Below are 16,589 nucleotides of genomic sequence, written 5' to 3'. Positions count from 1 at the left end.
GGATCGACTCGATCAAACTTCCAGAGAAGCGCAGGCGAAGCCTGGGTGAACATCCCGAAGCTCTCTTGAACGGCCGTTCAGGTGCGGGTTCACTCCTAGCGTGCACACGAATGCCTTCGATCGAATATCCAGACGTGGCCTGCTGCAGGGGTCGGCGGCCCTCGCCGGCGCAGTAGGTCTCGGTGTCGCTTCGGCGAGCCATGCCGGTGCCGAGGTTCCGGGTGGCAGCCCGGGCTTCGCGCACAGCGTGGCATCCGGTGACCCGTTGCCGGATGCGGTGATCATCTGGACCCGCTTCACCCCCACGGCAGACGCGACGCCGGGTTCGGGCGTGGGGCCGACGGTGACGCTCAACTGGCAGGTCGCGACCGATGAGGGGTTCGCGAGCGTCGTGGCGTCCGGAAGTGTTGCTGCTTCGGCAGATTCCGATCACACCGCGAAGGTCGACGTCACCGGACTCGATTCGTCGACGACGTACTGGTACCGATTCACTGCGGGTTCGGCCGTTTCTCCGGTGGGCCGCACCCGCACGGCTCCGTCGAACTCGGCAGATCTCGATCGGCTCCGCTTCGGCGTTGTGTCCTGCTCCAACTGGGAGGCGGGGTATTTCGGTGCCTATCGTCACCTCGCGTTTCGCGAAGACCTCGACGCGATCATCCATCTCGGTGACTACATCTACGAGTACGGGCAGGGGGAGTACGGCGCGAGGGACGGCTCCATCCGTCTGCACGAGCCCGCCCACGAGATCATTTCGCTGGCCGACTACCGAATTCGGCATGCGCAGTACAAGACCGACCCGGATCTGGCAGCACTTCACCTGAAGCTGCCGTTCATCACCACGTGGGACGATCACGAATCGGCCGACAACGCGTACCGGGACGGCGCCGAAAACCACACGCCAGGGGTCGAAGGCGATTGGGCTGATCGAAAGGCGAACTCGGCCAAGGCATATTTCGAGTGGATGCCCGTCCGGCCGTCGGGTAGTGGCTCCAATGTTCAGCTGTATCGCCGGTTCCGCTTCGGGAATCTGGCCGAGATCTCGATGCTGGACCTGCGTACCTACCGTGACGAGCAGCCGACGATGAAGCAGGTCGACGATCCGTCGCGCACCATTACCGGACGCGCACAGATGGATTGGTTGACCAACGGGATCGTCAGCTCCCCGACACAGTGGAAGATCGTCGGAAATCCGGTCATGATCACGCCGTGCGTGTTCCCGCCGCTCGAACCGGCGACCACCGCGGCGTTGACCGAACTGGTGGGAGTGCCGCACGCCGGAATCCCGTACAACACCGATCAGTGGGACGGGTACACCGCCGACCGCACCAGGCTTTTCGACGCGATCACCTCGAACGGCGTGGACAACACCGTCTTCATCACCGGTGACATCCACACGTCGTGGGCGTGCGACTTGCCGACCAACGCGGCCAACTATCCGGGTGGACCGACCGTCGGCGCCGAGTTCGTCGTCCCGTCGGTAACTTCCCCCAACATCGACGACATGCTGAAAGTGCCGCCGCGCACGGTAACCGTTGCGGCAGAAGAAGCATTCAAGGCCGTGAACCGACATGTGCGGTACGTCGAACTGGATTCACACGGCTACGGCGTCTTCGAAATCGCCCGCGAAGGTACCCAGATGGACTGGTACTACGTCGACGATCTCACCAATCCGCAGAGCAACGCGCACTACGCCGTGAGCTACCGCCTACCGGCAGGCGCGGGCAGTAGAGTCTCACCCACCTCGGCCGCCCTCGATCAGGCCTCGTACCGACCAGGAGTCGACCAGTGAGCATCGAAGTTTCGCGCCGTAGCGTTCTGATCGGTGGAAGTGTTGTTGCGGGAACGGCATTGCTCGGCACGCCTGCTCGCGCGAGTGCGCCCACCAGCGCTGGTATCCCAGACCTGGATGTGCATGTCATCGTCGTCGACGGCATGCGGCCGGACGAGCTGCGATCGGAGCTCACCCCGACGCTCACCGGGCTTGCGGCCGGCGGTATTCACTACCCGGACGCCAGCGCCATCCCGATCGCGGAGACGCTGCCGAACCACACGGCGATGATGACGGGAGTGCTGCCGGCGCGTTCGGGAGTGCCGGCCAACTCCGTCTACGATCCGGCCATCGACAAGAAGCGCGACCTCGATCGGCCTTCCGACCTGCAGACGTCGACAGTTCTGGATCGGGTGCGCACCGAACTCGGATTGACCACTGCGAGTGTGCTGTCGAAGCACTACCTGCACGGGCTGTTCGGTGATCGCGCCTCACTGGTGTGGGATCCTCAGCCGCTCGTTCCCGGTACGGAGCATGCGCCGGACAATTTCACGATCGACGCCTTGATCCGTATCGTCGGCGGGAACTCCCCGCGACTGTCGTTCACCAACCTCGGTGACGTCGATCGCGTCGGGCACCTGGATCTGTCCGGTCCATCCATCCGGATCGCCCGCACAGCCGCACTTCAGAACACCGACAACCAGGTTCGCCGCTTCGTCGACTTCCTTCACGACACCGGTCGTTGGAATCGGAGCATTCTGATCGTGTTGGCAGACCACTCGATGGACTGGTCGGAACCCGCGAGGCTCATCGGCCTGGATCGGCCGCTGAACGCGGACCCGTTGCTGGCAGGCAAGATTCGGATCGCCCAGAACGGTGGCGCAGACCTGATCTACTTCGTCGGACCCGATGGCGAACGGGCGGAAGCCGTCAGCCGAATCCAGCAAATCGTGGACGGCGTCGACGGCGTCGAATCCAGCCACCTTCCGGCCGAATTCGATCTCGGCACCAATGCCGGTGACGTCGTTGCGTTTTGCGGTCAGGGTTGGCGGTTCAGTGATCCGACTCCACTGTCCAATCCGATTCCCGGCAACCACGGCCACTTCGTGACGCTGCCCATTCCGTTCTTCCTCAGTGGCGGGCATCCCGCGCTCGACGGCGGACGGAAGATCGACACGCAGGCTCGCACGATCGACGTCGCGCCGACGGTGGCGGCTCTGCTCGGCCTCGGTGCACCTGCCGGTGGTTGGCACGGCATCGCCCGCACGGCGGGTGTGTCGCTGAACGTCTAGCGAGGGTCGCGACCGGTCAGGGCAATCAGCTTGTCCTGCAACGACGCATCGTCAGGAAGTTCGACGGGAGCGGAGAACAGGCCGCTCTCGGCGAGCATGTCGCGCTGCCCGTCGAGGTCGGACCAGACGGCCTCGACGAGGTCGGGATCGAGTCGCTCGTCCGCGCCGACCGCTCGCGCGAGATCCCACGTGTGGATCGTGACGTCCGAGGTCTGCTGGCGTAGATACGGTTCCACCTTCACCGTGCCGTACGAGAGGTGAACGTGGGCACTGAGGTCCGTCGATTTCCACGCCTTGATGGCAGCATCGGAATACTTCTGCCATTCCGTCCATAGATCGTCCCCGACGGGAACGATGTCCGGAGTTGCCTCGCCGACAGTCAGCCCGGCCAGGAGCGGCGGTACCCACTGCTGCTCCTCGATGACGTGGCGAACGAGGTGTTCGACCTGCCAGTCGGAGTCAGGCGTGGGTGCGTTCCAGTCCTCGACTGCGGCGAGTCGTGAACCGAATTCGCGGTGGGCGGTGAGCACGAGTTCGAGCCAATCGAATGCCATCACTCGAGGGTAACCCGATCAGCGTGACGTTAATCGGTGCGTGAGGCTTCGATTCGGTGAAGACTGTCGAGGTTGTCGCTTAGTCGAATCGAGGAGATTTCATGACCGTCCCCACCGTCACTCTGGCCGAAGGTCTCACCGTCAGTGCCCAGGGATACGGCGCGATGTCCGTCGCCCCTGTCTACGGCCCCGTTGATCCGGCCGAGGCGCTCGCCACGTTGCACCATGCGGTGGACATCGGGATCACGTTCATCGACACCGCCAACGTGTACGGCGAGGGCTCGAGTGAGCGTGCGGTGGGAGAACTTCTCAAAGACCGTCGAGACGAGGTGCAGTTGGCGACGAAGTTCGGTCTGGTCGGCAACATCGCCAACGGTCAGCGCGGGATCAACGGAGACCCGGCGTACGTACCGCAGGCACTCGACGAGTCTCTGGGACGACTCGGCGTCGATCACGTGGACCTCTACTACTTACACCGGGTCGACCCGAACGTGCCGATCGAAGACACCGTCGGCGCGATCGCAGAGCAGGTGAAGGCAGGCAAGGTCCGCAACATCGGCCTGTCCGAGGCGACCGGTGACGAACTGCGTCGTGCGTACGGGGTGCATCCGATCGCAGCGATCCAGTCGGAATGGAGCATCTGGAGTCGAGACGTCGAGAACAAGGTAGTGCCGACCGCCGCGGAACTCGGAGTCGGCTTCGTACCGTTCTCACCCGTCGGTCGAGGCTTCTTGGCGGGGTCGTTCGATGCGGAGACGCTCGGTGACAACGACCTGCGCCGACGCTTCCCCCGCTTCTCGGACTCCGCGCTCCCTGCTAATCAGAAGGTTCTCGACGTGGTCCGCGCGGTCGGCGAGGAGCTCGGCGCGACGCCCGCGCAGGTTTCCCTGGCATGGCTCGACGCCAAGGGCCGTCAGTACGGATTGCCTTCCGTGTCGATTCCCGGCACTCGGTTTGCTGCCCGCGTCACGGAGAACGCGGGAGCCCTGGACATCGTTCTGAGCGAAGACCAGATCGCGCGCCTCGACTCACTCGCCGCGATCACCGAAGGGTTCCGTTCAGCAGATCTGAATTGGGTGTCACAGGGTCGCGAATGATCATGTCCTGAGCCTTGCGAAAGACAGGAGTAACATACAGACCCGATGAAAAAAGTGTGGTTGGTCTGGGGTGTCGGTGTTTTTGCCTACGTGATCGCCGTGCTTCACCGCACTTCGTTCGGTGTCTCGGGTCTGTCTGCCGCTGACCGGTTCTCGATCTCTCCCAGCGTCCTGTCGAGCTTCGTCGTGCTGCAGATCGTCGTGTACGCGGGCATGCAGATTCCCGCAGGCGTTCTCCTCGACCGCTACGGTTCGCGGATCATGATCGCAGTCGGTGCGTTCATCATGATGTCCGCGCAGTTGGCGCTTGCGTTCACCGAATCGCTGCCCGTCGCGATCGGTGCGCGTATCGCAGTGGGTGCGGGAGACGCACTGACCTTCATCTCGGTGCTGCGGTTGGTACCGCAGTGGTTCCCGCCCCGGCAGGTGCCACTGGTCTCGCAGTTCACCGGCATTCTCGGTCAGTTGGGTCAGGTCCTGTCCGCCCTGCCGTTCATGCTTCTGCTGACCGGGCCGGGCTGGACGTTCGCCTACGGCAGCGCGGCGGCCGTCGGGGTTCTGGCTTTCGTTCTTGCGCTCACCGTCATCCGCGATGCGCCACCCGGCGCCGAAGTCGTGGCAGCGCCGGCAGGTGCCAAGGAGATCGGTCGGCAGATCAAGACGGTGTGGATGCGTCCAGGCACACGTCTCGGGTTCTTCAGTCACATGGGTACGCAGTTCTCGATCACCACGTTCGCATTGTTGTGGGGTGTGCCGTATTTGAAGTCGGCTCAGGGCCTCGATTCCGCGACCGTCGGCTCGCTGCTGACGCTGTCGGTCATCTCGGCAATCGTGGCCGGCCCGATCCTGGGCATCCTGACAGGTCGCTATCCCATGCGTCGATCGTGGCTGGTTCTCACCATCATGGTGGCCAGCGCGCTCATGTGGACGATCGTGCTCTCACGCAGTGAACCGTCGCCGCTCTGGCTGTTGACGGTCCTGGTGATCGTGATCTCGGTGGGCGGGCCCGGTTCGGTGATCGGCTTCGACTACGCGCGCACGTCCAATCCGAGTTCGGCAATGGGCACAGCGCAGGGCATGGTCAACATCGGCGGATTTCTCGCTTCGCTCATCGTGATTCAAGTGATGGGCGTGATCCTCGGACACATGGGTGGATACACGTTCGACGGATTCCGCGTCGCCTGGATGGTGCAGTATCCCGTCTGGGTTCTGGGCATCATCGGCGTACTCGTCACCAGAGGTAAGGCCCGACGCGAACTCGCGGCAGAAGGCGTACATGTGCGCCCGATTCGCGAAGTCATACGCCGCAACAAATAGTTCGACCGCGGCAGGTAATTCATCCCCTGCGGGTGAGGTTACTGCGCGCCGGAGCCACCAGGCTTGATGGATGAACGACGCAATGAACATCGGACCGGTCGAGCTCGTGGTGCTTGCATTCCCAGGTTCTACTGTGGATCCCGAAGCGGTTGCCGCGCTGCAAAACGTGGTGGAACGAGGTTTTGTCACACTGCTCGACCTCGTCTACATCGCCAAGGACGCCGACGGACAGGTGACGCAGATCGACGTCGACGAAGATCTCACCGACATCGGACTGGCGATACTGTCCATCGAAGCCAAGGCATTGATCAGTGACGAGGATCTGGACGTGGTCCGCGAGTCACTTGAACCAGGCACGTCCGCCGCAGTCATCGTCTACGAGCAGACGTGGGCGCGTGAACTCGCGTCGACGGTTCGCGGCGGCGGCGGCGAAGTAGTCCTACACGTTCAGATCCCGCGCGAGGTAGTCGTCGCAGCGGTCGAAGCAGCATTTCAGTAACTACAATTACCTGAGGAGTTCGGCATGGTTTTTCGAGGTGGACGCAGAGGGCGGCCCGGATTGCTCGGCACGGTGGCGCGCACTGCGGTAGTGGCTGGAACCGCAAAAGCGACGTCCAACGCCATGGATCGACGGAGCCAGCGCAAGGCTGACGAGCAGCAGCAGGAGTACCAGCAGCAACAGGCGCCGCCGGCCCAAGCCGCTCCCCTACAGTCCGTTCCCCCCTCCGGCGCCGACGATCTGGTCTCCAAATTGCAGGAACTGGGGCAGCTTCATCAGTCCGGCTTGTTGACCGACGCAGAGTTTGCGGCCGCAAAGGCGCAGTTGCTGAGCTAGCCCTGCTGCTTCCCTCAACGCTGCTTCCCCAACTCGGACGGCAATACGGCATTGCCGCAATTCGGCAGGAAAGGCTGATCAATGATCGACCCCCGCGCCGCATCGGCCGCAATCGAAGCGTCGAACTCCCGGGTCGCCGAGATTTTGCCGTTCTCCGACAACGCCGATTTCACCGATGTGAAGCGGGGTTTCGTCGCCGAGCTCGATCCGGGAGTGGTAACCGATTTAGACGGAAAAGTCTTGTGGAACAACGATTCCTACGCTTTCCTTGATGAGGAGTGCCCTCCAACGGTCAATCCGAGCTTGTGGCGTCAGTCGAGATTGGTCGCCAAGCAGGGACTTTTTGCGGTGACGGATTCGATCTATCAGATTCGCGGACTTGATCTGTCGAACATGACGTTGATCGAGGGAGAGACCGGAATCATCGTCATCGATCCATTGATCTCCCGGGAAACCGCTGCCGCTGGGCTCGCGTTGTACCGGGAGCACCGTGGTGATCGACCAGTCGTCGCGGTGATCTACACGCATTCACACATCGACCACTTCGGCGGGGTCAAAGGGGTGACTACCGACGACGACGTCGCTGCCGGGCGATGCGTGATCGTAGCCCCCACTGGCCTCGTCGAGCATGCAGTCGAGGAAAACGTCTATGCGGGAACGGCAATGGCTCGACGCGCGGCATACATGTACGGGGCGGCATTACCCCGAGGTCCTCGCGGTGCCGTCGGAGCAGGGTTGGGGCAGACCACCTCCACCGGCACGCCGACACTCATTTCGCCGACGGTGTCGATCTCGGAGACGGGTCATACGGAGACGATCGACGGCGTTCGGATCGAGTTTCAGATGACGCCCGGTACCGAGGCGCCGTCCGAGATGAACTTCTATTTCCCGCAGTTGCGCGCACTGTGTATGGCAGAGAACGCAACTCATACTCTGCACAACCTGCTCACGCTTCGCGGAGCTCTGGTGCGAGATCCTCACGTCTGGTCTGCGTACCTGACGGAATCGATCAATCGCTACGGCTCGCGTTCCGACGTTCTGTTTGCGTCCCACCACTGGCCGACGTGGGGGACCGAGCGGCTCACCGAGTTCCTGTCGTTGCAGCGCGACCTCTACGGGTACCTCCACGATCAGACACTTCGTCGAATCAACCAGGGGTGGACCGGTCTCGAGATCGCCGAATCGATCGAACTGCCAGCTGCATTGGAGCAGGCGTGGCACACGCACGGGTACTACGGTTCCGTCAGTCACAACGTCAAGGCCATCTACCAGCGCTACATGGGCTGGTTCGACGGTAACCCTGCGCATCTGTGGGAGCATCCACCCGTCGAATCCGCCAAGCGTCACGTGGAGTTCATGGGCGGATCAGCAGAAGTGCTACGGAAGGCTCGGGAATCTTACGTGCACGGCGACTTTCGCTGGGTTGCGCAGGTGGTGAACTACGTAGTCTTCGCCGAACCGGACAACGTTGAAGCCAAGAACCTGCAGGCCGATACCTTCGAGCAACTCGGGTACGGCGCCGAGAACGGCACATGGCGGAACTTCTACCTCACCGGTGCATACGAACTGCGCAACGGCTCAGTGGGAACGCCCACGGTTGCCGCGGCGCCCGACATCACCGCGGCGCTGTCGGTGAGTCAAGTCTTCGATGCAGTATCGCTGCGCGTGGACGGAGTGCGCGCAGCGGGATCGCACATCGTCATCGATTGGAACATCACTGATGAAAACATCGTTCACCGAACGGAACTCAGCAACGGAGTCCTGATCCATTTCGACGTCGACGCTGGGTCTGTGGAGGCTGGGTCTGTGAATGCAAAGTTCAGTTTGAGTCGGCTCGACTTGCTCGGTGTGCTGCTCGGTGGTTCGGACTTGGGTGCTGAGGTCGCGAATGGCAATATCGCGGTTGCCGGTGACCCGGCGAAGCTCGCAGAACTTGCCGGGTACCTTGACGAGCCGGATCCGAATTTTGCGATAGTCACTCCGACCTAGTGCTGTGTCACTCGCGAATGAGTTTGTACTTCAATAGGTCCCGAGTCGTGCACCTTCTTGAAGTTGTCCGTTATGTCCCTGGTTATCGAAAGTATGTTCGATTAAACTTTCGGTATGGACAGTCGGGAAGCGTGGCAGCTGGATGGTGAGGATCTCGAGAGTGAGGTTCTGGATCTGGTGCGCGTCCGGCACGAGTTGCAGTCGCGGATGGTGTTGCTGATTGTGGAGATGTTTTCCCGGGAGACTGTGGTCGGGAAGGGTTTTCGGGCGATTGCGCAGTGGTTGCATGGTTCGACGAATTTGGAGATCGGTGAGTGCAGTCTGCTGGTCGGTTTGGCGCGGTTGCTGTTGCTTGAACCTGTTGTGGCGGATGCGTTTCACCGGGGTGAGGTTGATGCGTTGAAAGCCCGGCAGGTGGCGTTGTTTTGTCAGCATCCGCCGAAGAACATGACCCCGGCGGATGTGGACAAGGCTCGCGGAATTCTGTTGGGGTTGGCGTCGAAGAACATTGCTGATTGTGATGCGGTGCGGGCGGCGATTCGGCGGATCGAAAAGCAGTACGGCAAGCGCGAGGACGGGGTTCCGGTGGGTGAGGATTCCGAACGTAACGAGTTCTACGCGTCGAAGGGCTTGTACGGCAGGGTCACCGTAAAGGGCGATCTGGATGCGGTCAACGGTGCCCGGTTGATCACGTTGCTGTCAAGCCTGTCAGCGCCGACGCCGGAGAAAGACGGCGTGAAGGACGCTCGTACTCCGGCGCTACGGCGGGCGGACGGGTTCTGTGAGTTGTTGCGGCGGTAGGAGCGGGCGGGGTTGGGTCCGATCGAGAGCGGGGTGAAACCGCACATCACTGTGACCGCGTCGGCGAAGGACATGACGGACCTGCAGGCTTTGAAAGATCTATTGCCGTCGACCGAGGAACTCGGGTGTGCGTGGGCGGATTGGGTGGGTCCGATCAGCATCGATACTGCCCGGATGTTGGCCTGCGACTGCACGGTCACTCGGATTTTGTTGGATGAGAATGGTGTTCCGCTCGAGTGCGGTAAGGAAGTGCGAACGGCGACGGTTCCGCAGCGGCGGGCGTTGGCCGTCCGCGATGGTGGGTGTGCGTTTCCGGGGTGCGGGACACCATCGGGGTGGTGCGATGCTCATCATGTTGTTCACTGGAGTGATGGTGGTCCAACGGATCTCGACAACCTGATCTTGTTGTGTGGTCATCATCATCGGACGCTGCATCACACGCAGTGGCGGGTGGAGATCGGCCCGGATCGGAGGACGGTGTTCTATCCGCCGATGTCGATCGACCCGCACCAGCATCCGATCGGCGGGAACAGACCACCGACAGCGGCTTGAACCTCCACAACTGAAGACTCGAGCACCGGGGCATAACCATGCCCCGGTGCCTGCTCAATCCAGTATTTACTCAAGACAACGTGATGTCGGCAATCAGGCCGTGGTGATCGGATCCCTCGATCTTGATCCGTTCGAGGGAAGTCACCACGGCGCCTTTCGTGATGATGTGGTCGATACCAACCACAGCCGGAAACCATTTGTCGGTCGGGTAGGTCGGGATCAGGCCGGAACCCAATTGGTCGGCGGCACTGGTGTATCCGTTCGTGAGGAGATTCCGGAACTGCTTGTTCGAGTATGACGCGTTGAAGTCTCCGCTCACTATCACGTTGTCCCGCCCGGCGACTTTGTCCATGTAGGACCCGAGCCTTCGCTGCTCGGCCGCCCACACCGAGGCCGGTGAGATGTAGGCCGGTGCCGGATGTACTGCGAAAAGCGTGACTGGTTGAGACAAGCCGACGTTCAGCTCCGCGGAGAGTGTTTCAGGTGAGAATCCGTCGAGGCTAAGCGGATTGGAGAGCGGAAAGCGACTGTAGATTCCGGCTCCGCCACCGCCGTCGGTGTACGGGACCAGGAATTGGTGGCTCAGAACCTCTTCCAGTCCCGCGGCTTTCAGAGATTCGGCTTCCTGGTATGTCAACTCTTGGACGGTCACCACATCGACGTTGCGTTCGCGAACCGTCGCCACAAGCGACTCCGGATCCGCTGTACCGACCATCAAGTTGGCCTGCATGATTCGAATCGACGGGCCGGCCGCGGACGTCGATTCCCCACTTCCACCGATGTACAGCGGGCTCACGGACCATCCGAACAGTGCAAGGATGATCAGGGATGCGGCGCACACGATCCACTGACGCCCGATACCCGAGACGACGGCGCCGATGAGCGGCGCGATAATCAACGGAGGCGCCACGGACGCCAGAACGATCACGATGTTGTGATCGACGTCGAGCATGGTCGCGGCCAACGCGCCCAGACCAGTGACGATTCCGGCAACACCAACCACGGCAGTAAGGCGGCGAAGAACACGCCGGCGCGGGGTCACGGTATCGGGTTGCATGACCTCCATGGAAGCAGAAGAGCGTCGTAGCTCCGGGAAACTGCAGGTGGATTCGGTGCGCCCTATTGTTTGCGCCCTATTGTTGCGGATACGGCAGATGACTACTGCTGTTCTCGCTGACGGAGATCGCGCGGCCGAGTTGAGGGAAGGCGCGTTGAGAGCACGCCGGTCTGTCGCAGACCTTGCAACCCGCACCGATCGGCACGATGGTCGCGGGGTCGTCCGTCTGGATTCCGTGGGAGTAGACCATGCGATCGGCGTAGCCGATGTCGCAACCGAGCCCGACGGCGAAGTTCCGCTCCGGTGCGAGGTATCCGAGTCCGCCGCTGTGGGTAGTGCGCGCCACCCAGAGGTATGTCCGGCCGTCGGGCATCTTCGCAACCTGGGTGAGGATGCGTCCGGGACTCGCGAATGCCTCATGGATGACCCACAGCGGGCAACTTCCGCCAACGCGGGAGAAGTGAAAAGCGGTAGCAGACTGACGCTTCGAGATGTTTCCGGCGCGATCGGTTCGGACGAAGAAAAAGGGAATGCCGCGTTGGCCGTGACGCTGGAGAGTGGACAACCGGTGACAGACGGTTTCGAAGCCGACCTCGAATTTGAGGCTTAGTAGATCGATGTCGTATCGCAGGGTCTCGGCGGATTCCAGGAATTGGGTGTACGGGAGTAGCAGCGCGCCGGCGAAGTAGTGTGCGAGTCCGATGCGGGCCAGTGCTGCGGACTCGGTGCTCAACGATTCATCTTCGGCGACAAGGGAATCGATCACGTCGGCCTGTGTGAAGAAGGCCAACTGCATCGCGATCTGGAACGCGCGTTGACCTGCTGACAGACGCCGCGCAAGGGTGAGGATCGACTTGTCCGGATCGTAGAAGCGCTTGGGGCCGAGCTTGTCTGGTTCGTCCGTGCGGATTGTCACGGTGACGCCGTGCTGATCGCGAAGCAGTCGCGCCAGTTGCAGATCTACTGCGCCCACGGACAATCCGTTGTCCACGAACATCCGCTCAGCAGCGTCGTCGAGTACGGCGATGTGATTCTTTCGGTCGTAGAAGAAGTCCCGAACTTCCTCGTAAGGCATGGGCACCAGCGACACATCAGATGCTGTCTCGCCGGACAACTGTGTCGAGAACTGGTCCAACTGCTCTGTTGCGGCGTGAAGGCGGCGGTGCAACATCACGAGGGTGCGTCCGACCGCCGGCATTCGGGCCACCAATTCGTCCACCTCCGCCAGCGATACGTCCCCGGATTCCGAGGTTTCGGCCAGGGCGTGATGAACGTCCGCAACCAGGCGTGCGTCGGAATCGGAAGCGAAGAATTGCACGTCGAGATCGAACTCGGCGTTGAGCTTGAGGAGGACGGGGACCGTCAGCGGTCGTTGATCGTTCTCGAGTTGATTGACATAACTGGGGGAGAGTTCGAGTGCCTTCGCCAGTGCAGACTGTGAAAGGTTTCGTTCTTCTCTCAGTCGTCGCAGCCGCGCTCCCGCGTACATCTTCTTCATCGAATTCTCCTCGGTGCCGATCGCGTTCACCCTACCGAGAAGCCATTCGCAACATTCGCAACATTGCAGGATTGTTATTGCACAAATAGGCAACTGCGAGGGCCTATCCCGAGATGAACGAGCTGCGTAGCGTGCAAATAGATACCGAAGCACGTGAGAAGAGGATCGATGAAGACGCATCTCGTACGCACCCACCGTTCTGCCGAAGAGTTCCCCAAGGAAGACCACCTCGCGTGGAAGATCGCGGAAGTTGCGACGGATTCCGTCGACGTCACCGATGCCACGTACGACATGATCGTCAACCGGATCATCGACAACGCGGCGGTTGCCGCCGCCTCCCTGGTACGCCGTCCCGTCGTCAATGCCCGGGCGCAAGCACAGTCGCATCCGTACACGCCGGGCTCGACCGTGTTCGGTATCCCCGGTACGTTCTCGCCTGAATGGGCTGCTTGGGCCAACGGCGTCGCGGTTCGCGAACTCGATTTCCACGACACCTTCCTCGCCGCCGAGTACTCGCACCCCGGCGACAACATCCCGCCGATCCTCGCCGTCGCTCAGCACACCGGCCGTGACGGCAAAGACCTGATTCGTGGTTTGGCAACCGGCTACGAGATTCAGATCGACCTGGTTCGGGCTATCTGCCTGCACGAGCACAAGATCGACCACGTTGCACACCTCGGCCCTTCGGCCGCCGCCGGTATCGGAACTTTGCTCGGTCTCGACACCGAGACGGTCTACCAGGCAATCGGTCAGGCGCTGCACCTCACGACGACGACACGGCAGTCCCGCAAGGGCGAGATCTCCAGTTGGAAGGCATACGCGCCCGCGCTGGCCGGCAAGGTTGCTGTCGAGGCGGTCGACCGTGCGATGCGCGGTGAAGGTGCACCTTCGCCGATCTGGGAAGGCGAAGACGGCGTCATCGCCTGGCTGCTCGGTGGTCCGGACAAGGAGTATCACGTTCCGCTTCCGGGTTCGGGTGAGGCGAAGCGCGCCATCCTCGACTCGTACACCAAGGAACACTCCGCGGAATACCAGAGCCAGGCACCGATCGACCTTGCTCGCCGGATGCGTTCTCGTGTCGGCGATCTCGACCAGATCGCCTCGATCGTCCTGCACACCAGCCACCACACCCACGTCGTCATCGGTACCGGTTCCGGCGATCCGCAGAAGTTCGACCCCACCGCATCACGCGAAACCCTCGACCACTCGGTGATGTACATCTTTGCCGTTGCGCTGCAGGACGGCACCTGGCACCACGAGCACTCCTACGCGCCCGAGCGTGCACAGCGCCCGGACACGATCGAGCTGTGGAACAAGATCTCCACGCACGAAGACCCCGAATGGACACGTCGTTACCACTCGACGGATCCGGACGAGAAGGCCTTCGGTGCTCGTGCCGAGATCACCTTGAAGAGCGGCGAAGTCATCGTCGACGAGCTTGCGGTGGCCGACGCGCATCCGCTCGGCGCACGTCCGTTCGCTCGCGATCAGTACGTCGCGAAGTTCCGCACCCTCGCCGAGGGCGTCATCGAGCCGAGCGAACAGGATCGCTTCCTCGACGCCGCACAGCGCACAGCGCAGCTGAAGGCCGGCGAGCTCGATCAGCTGACCTTCACCGTCTCCGAAAACGTTCTGGCTCGGTCACCCAAGGTCGCCAAGGGACTCTTCTGATGACGGGTCTCATCGCAGCATCGACGTCCGCGGCCGACAAGCGCGTCGCTTTCCGCGCCGGGTTGACCTCCGGCAAGATTCAGCGCTTGCCAGGTGCCGTCAATCCGCTGACAGCCAAGCTGATTCAGGAAATCGGGTTCGAAGGTGTCTACGTTTCCGGTGGTGCGTATTCCGCCGGACTGGCGCTTCCCGATATCGGGTTGACAACGTTGACCGAGGTAGCCGGCCACAGTAAGCAGATCGCGCGCGTCACCGACCTTCCGACGCTCATCGACGCCGACACCGGTTTCGGTGAACCCATGAGCGCTGCCCGCACGGTGACGATCTTCGAGGACGACGGAATTGCCGGTCTGCACCTCGAAGACCAGATCAACCCCAAGCGCTGCGGGCACCTCGACGGCAAAGCGATTGTGCCCACCGAAGACATGGTTCGCCGTGTTCGTGCTGCGGTGTCGGCGCGTCGTGACCCCAACTTCGTCATCTGTGCGCGCACAGATGCTGCCGGAATCGACGGTATCGACGCAGCCATCGAGCGGGCGAAGGCTTACGCGGATGCCGGTGCCGACTTGATCTTCACGGAGGCGCTGGCCACCGAGGCCGACTTCGAGAAGTTCCGCGCAGCCCTCGACACTCCGCTCCTCGCCAACATGACCGAGTTCGGGAAATCGAATCTCATTTCGGCGAAGACGTTGGAAGAGATCGGGTTCAACGCCGTCATCTACCCCGTGACGACCCTTCGGTTGGCGATGTTCGCCATCGAAAAGGGGCTGCGTGAGATTCACGAGACGGGAACTCAGGAGGGGCTGCTCGGTGAGATGCAGCATCGCAGCCGGCTCTACGAAATTCTCGAGTACGAACGGTACAACGAATTCGACAGTGGCATTTTCAATTTCAGCGTGGAGGGGAGTAAGGCATGACCGAACAGATTCCGACGATCTACAAGGGCTTGGCCGGAGTTGTCGTCGACACGACGGCTATCTCCAAGGTAGTGCCCGAGACGAATTCGTTGACGTATCGCGGTTACGCAGTGCAGGACCTTGCTGCGAACTGCAGCTTCGAAGAGGTTGCGCACCTGCTCTGGTACGGCGAATTGCCCACACCCGAGCAGCTCGAATTGCTCTGTCTGCGTGAGCGTGCAGCCCGTCGCGCGGATCGGTCGCTGCTCTCGCTCCTGACCAAGATGCCCGACAACTGCCACCCGATGGACGTGGTCCGGACGGCGATAAGCTACCTCGGGGCCGAGGATCCGGCGGAGGACGACAACTCGGAGAAGGCCAATCTGACCAAGGCACTGCGGATGACGGCTGTACTGCCGACCATCGTGGCAGCGGATTTTCGCCGCCGCCGCGGTCAGGATCCCACCCCGCCGCAGTCGGATCTGGGATTCGCCGAGAACTTCCTGAACATGTGCTTCGGCGCTGTTCCGGAGCCGGCGATCGTGAAGGCTTTCGAGGTCTCGCTGATCCTGTATGCGGAGCACTCCTTCAACGCCTCGACGTTCGCCGCGCGTGTTGTGACGTCGACACTCTCGGATATCTACAGCGCAGTGACCGCTGCGATCGGCACGCTCAAGGGCCCGCTGCATGGCGGCGCCAATGAAGCTGTCATGCACGACATGCTCGAGATCGACGACCCCGATCGCGCGGAAGCCTGGATGTCGGAGAAGTTGGCCGCCAAGGAAAAGGTCATGGGCTTCGGGCACCGTGTCTACAAGAACGGCGATTCGCGTGTTCCGACCATGAAGCAGGCACTCCTCGACGTCGCTGTGTGCACCGATGGCGAGAAGTGGGTGCAGATGTACGAAATCCTCGAGAAGACGATGGTCAGTGCTACCGGAATCAAGCCCAATCTTGATTTCCCCACGGGCCCTGCGTATTACCTCATGGGCTTCGATGTCGAGATGTTTACGCCGATCTTCGTGATGAGTCGTATCACCGGGTGGACGGCGCACATCATCGAGCAGGGGCAGTCGAATGCGCTGATCCGGCCGCTGAGCCAGTATTCGGGCGTGCCACAGCGCACCGTCGTGGCATGACGCCCCTTTGATGCTGCGTCGGCGAGGTTCGGTTCTGGCATCACCGTCTCCTGGCCTCGTCGACGCTTCTCCGTTCACACTATCTGCAACTTTGCATCGAGGATTCGCAAAGATATTCAAGTG

13 protein-coding genes and 1 pseudogene are annotated in these 16,589 nt (G+C 61.8%); 11 read left to right on the top strand and 3 right to left on the bottom strand.

Translation table 11 applies throughout. From position 1 onward, the window contains the following. The first annotated feature begins 100 nt into the window (after positions 1-100). Positions 101-1,789 carry an alkaline phosphatase D family protein gene (locus tag QM716_RS05200; protein ID WP_283302792.1) on the top strand — a complete coding sequence of 563 codons (1,689 nt, stop codon included), beginning with the start codon at positions 101-103 and terminating at the stop codon, positions 1,787-1,789. After that, the gene (locus tag QM716_RS05195; RefSeq protein ID WP_283302791.1) at positions 1,786-3,060 is read left to right on the top strand and encodes an alkaline phosphatase family protein; all 1,275 of its coding nucleotides are present in this window, start codon (positions 1,786-1,788) and stop codon (positions 3,058-3,060) included. Before QM716_RS05200 ends, QM716_RS05195 begins: the two co-directional genes overlap by 4 nt. Here the strand turns inward: QM716_RS05195 and QM716_RS05190 are convergent. Further along, entirely contained in the window at positions 3,057-3,614 is a 558-nt protein-coding gene (locus QM716_RS05190; RefSeq protein WP_283302790.1) for a TIGR03086 family metal-binding protein, read from the bottom strand. The genes QM716_RS05195 and QM716_RS05190 overlap by 4 nt on opposite strands. Before the next feature lie 101 nt (positions 3,615-3,715). Between QM716_RS05190 and QM716_RS05185 the strand changes: the two genes are divergently transcribed. The 6 genes and pseudogenes from QM716_RS05185 (at position 3,716) to QM716_RS05160 (ending at position 10,205) form a co-directional block, all read left to right on the top strand. Further along, a complete protein-coding gene (locus tag QM716_RS05185) occupies positions 3,716-4,711 on the top strand; it encodes an aldo/keto reductase (protein ID WP_019745276.1) in 996 nt (331 codons plus the stop codon). Between the two features lie 45 nt (positions 4,712-4,756). Then, positions 4,757-6,028: an MFS transporter gene (locus QM716_RS05180; RefSeq protein WP_283302789.1), complete on the top strand. Its 1,272-nt coding sequence runs from the start codon at positions 4,757-4,759 to the stop codon at positions 6,026-6,028. 70 nt (positions 6,029-6,098) lie between these two features. Then, positions 6,099-6,527 carry a DUF6325 family protein gene (locus tag QM716_RS05175; protein ID WP_283302788.1) on the top strand — a complete coding sequence of 143 codons (429 nt, stop codon included), beginning with the start codon at positions 6,099-6,101 and terminating at the stop codon, positions 6,525-6,527. Positions 6,528-6,551: 24 nt separating this feature from the next. Beyond that, a complete protein-coding gene (locus tag QM716_RS05170; RefSeq protein ID WP_283302787.1) occupies positions 6,552-6,863 on the top strand; it encodes an SHOCT domain-containing protein in 312 nt (103 codons plus the stop codon). An 81-nt stretch (positions 6,864-6,944) separates the two neighbouring features. Then, positions 6,945-8,852: an alkyl/aryl-sulfatase gene (locus QM716_RS05165; protein ID WP_283302786.1), complete on the top strand. Its 1,908-nt coding sequence runs from the start codon at positions 6,945-6,947 to the stop codon at positions 8,850-8,852. Between the two features lie 114 nt (positions 8,853-8,966). Continuing rightward, positions 8,967-10,205, top strand: a pseudogene (locus QM716_RS05160) (HNH endonuclease signature motif containing protein). Between the two features lie 70 nt (positions 10,206-10,275). Here QM716_RS05160 and QM716_RS05155 read toward each other — a convergent pair. Together QM716_RS05155 and QM716_RS05150 are read right to left on the bottom strand one after the other, a co-directional pair. Continuing rightward, positions 10,276-11,271 carry an endonuclease/exonuclease/phosphatase family protein gene (locus QM716_RS05155; RefSeq protein ID WP_283302785.1) on the bottom strand — a complete coding sequence of 332 codons (996 nt, stop codon included), beginning with the start codon at positions 11,269-11,271 and terminating at the stop codon, positions 10,276-10,278. 67 nt (positions 11,272-11,338) lie between these two features. Further along, positions 11,339-12,760: a short-chain fatty acyl-CoA regulator family protein gene (locus QM716_RS05150; RefSeq protein ID WP_283302784.1), complete on the bottom strand. Its 1,422-nt coding sequence runs from the start codon at positions 12,758-12,760 to the stop codon at positions 11,339-11,341. A 168-nt stretch (positions 12,761-12,928) separates the two neighbouring features. Here QM716_RS05150 and prpD point away from each other — a divergent pair, with 168 nt between their 5' ends. From prpD to QM716_RS05135, 3 genes are read left to right on the top strand one after another with little or no spacing between them, the layout of a single operon-like run. Beyond that, positions 12,929-14,431, top strand: a complete 1,503-nt coding sequence (gene prpD / locus QM716_RS05145; RefSeq protein ID WP_283302783.1) for a 2-methylcitrate dehydratase PrpD — start codon at positions 12,929-12,931, stop codon at positions 14,429-14,431. Further along, positions 14,431-15,348, top strand: coding sequence for a methylisocitrate lyase (prpB, locus tag QM716_RS05140; RefSeq protein WP_283302782.1), 918 nt, complete (start codon positions 14,431-14,433; stop codon positions 15,346-15,348). Before prpD ends, prpB begins: the two co-directional genes overlap by 1 nt. Beyond that, a complete protein-coding gene (locus tag QM716_RS05135; RefSeq protein ID WP_283302781.1) occupies positions 15,345-16,466 on the top strand; it encodes a bifunctional 2-methylcitrate synthase/citrate synthase in 1,122 nt (373 codons plus the stop codon). Before prpB ends, QM716_RS05135 begins: the two co-directional genes overlap by 4 nt. The last annotated feature ends 123 nt before the right edge of the window (positions 16,467-16,589 follow it).

This window comes from Rhodococcus sp. IEGM 1409 (assembly GCF_030056735.1).
Lineage (GTDB): Bacteria > Actinomycetota > Actinomycetes > Mycobacteriales > Mycobacteriaceae > Rhodococcus_F.
Note: the sequence above shows the minus strand (reverse complement) of the source record. Positions and strands in the feature narration are given on the sequence as shown.